This window comes from Micromonospora sp. M51, from assembly GCF_018070305.1.
Lineage (GTDB): Bacteria > Actinomycetota > Actinomycetes > Mycobacteriales > Micromonosporaceae > Micromonospora > Micromonospora parva.
This window is the reverse complement of sequence record NZ_JAGPXZ010001070.1, coordinates 1-1,535: the sequence shown is the minus strand read 5'-3', so window position 1 is coordinate 1,535 and position 1,535 is coordinate 1. Positions and strand designations below refer to the sequence as shown.

At 73.0% G+C, this 1,535-nt stretch carries 1 protein-coding gene; it reads left to right on the top strand.

The genetic code is table 11. The annotated features are described in order from the left end of the window. On the top strand, window positions 1-1,535 hold a 1,535-nt coding region (locus tag KBX53_RS32535; RefSeq protein ID WP_210863691.1), incomplete at both ends, for a PKD domain-containing protein.

Genomic DNA, 1,535 nt, shown 5'->3' with positions numbered 1-1,535 from the left:
ATGGGTCGCACACCTACAGCACGCCGGGCTACCACCAGGCGAACGTCACGGTGACCGACGGCGAGAGCCAGAGCTCCGCGACGGTCGGCGTCGAGGTGGCGTACGCCCCGCCCTCCGGTCTCACCGCCGCGTTCGACAACCTCTGCATCGGTGACGAAGGGGTCCTCGCGGCGGACTGTGACGCCAAGTCGTGGGCGTACTCGCGGGCCGCCCTGGTGGCCGGCGGTGTGACCCAGGGCCAGCCGCAGCAGGTCCCCGGAACCGCGCTGCGGTTCACAGTGCCGGTGATCCCGGCCGGGCGGCCGGACAACGCCACCGGTAACGGGGCGACTGTCGTGCTCGACCTTCCGCAGGACGCGAAGAGCATCTCGTTCATCGGCGCCGGCACGCAGGGCAACCAGAGCACCACCGGCACGGCGACGTTCAGCGACGGCAGCACGGCCAGCGTTCCGATCCAGTTCAGCGACTGGACGCTGGGCGGCAACGCCAACGGCACCCCGTCCTACGGCAACATCATCGTCGCCCGGACGGCGTACCGCCTGCAGGGCACCAGCCGGGACGGCGCCCAGCCGTTCCTGTTCGCCACCGCGCCGTACCAGATTCCGGCGGGCAAGACGTTGGTGTCGGTGACCCTGCCGACGCAGACCGGCGACCCTCGCTCGGCGGGTCGGATCCACGTGTTCGCCGTGGCCAACGACGGCACGCCCGCCCCGGCGCTGGCGACCGTCGCCGGGAAGGACCAGACGGCGAGCGCCGGTCAGGCCCTCGCGGCGAACCTCGGCACGGTGACCGGCGGTGTTCCCGGTACGACGGGCTACCGGGCTCGCGTCCAGTGGGGTGACGGCACCGTTCCGCAGGACGTGACGATCGGCGCGTCCGGCGCGATGAGCGGCACGCACACCTACGCCCGGGAGGGCACCTACACGGTGCGCGTCACCGCGTGGGACACCCTGTCGAGCAGCACCGGGTCCTTCACTGTGACAGTGGCCCGGGGCGGGTCGCAGCCGGCGATCGCGCTCTCCGCGTCCGGCACCGTGAGCACCGGTGGCGCGATCACCGTCGAGGGCAGCGGCTTCGCCGCCGGCGAGCAGGTGACCGTCAGTGTCGGCACCGACCCGGGTCGGACCACGAAGGTCGCGGCCTCCGCGACCGGAAAGGTTCGCGCCTCGGTGCCGACCTCCGGTGACGCCGAGCCCGGCCGGTACGCGGTCACCGCGACGGGCGCGTCCTCGCGTACGCCGGCCACGGCCACCGTCCAGGTGACCGAGCGGGCGCAGGCGCGGACCTACCGGCCGAGGGTGGCGCTCCTGACCACCTCCGGGCCGCGCGGCACGTCGATCATGGTCGACGGTTCCGGGTTCGCTCCGAACGAGACGGTCACCATCACCTTCGGCGACGGGCTCGCGGTCAGCACCGTGCGCGCGAACGGTGACGGCGTCATCTCCGGCGCGACGGTCAGCGTCGCGGGTGCGGCGAAGGCGGGCGCGACCAGCGTCACGCTGAACGGCGCCACGTCGGCGACGAAGGTGTCCCGA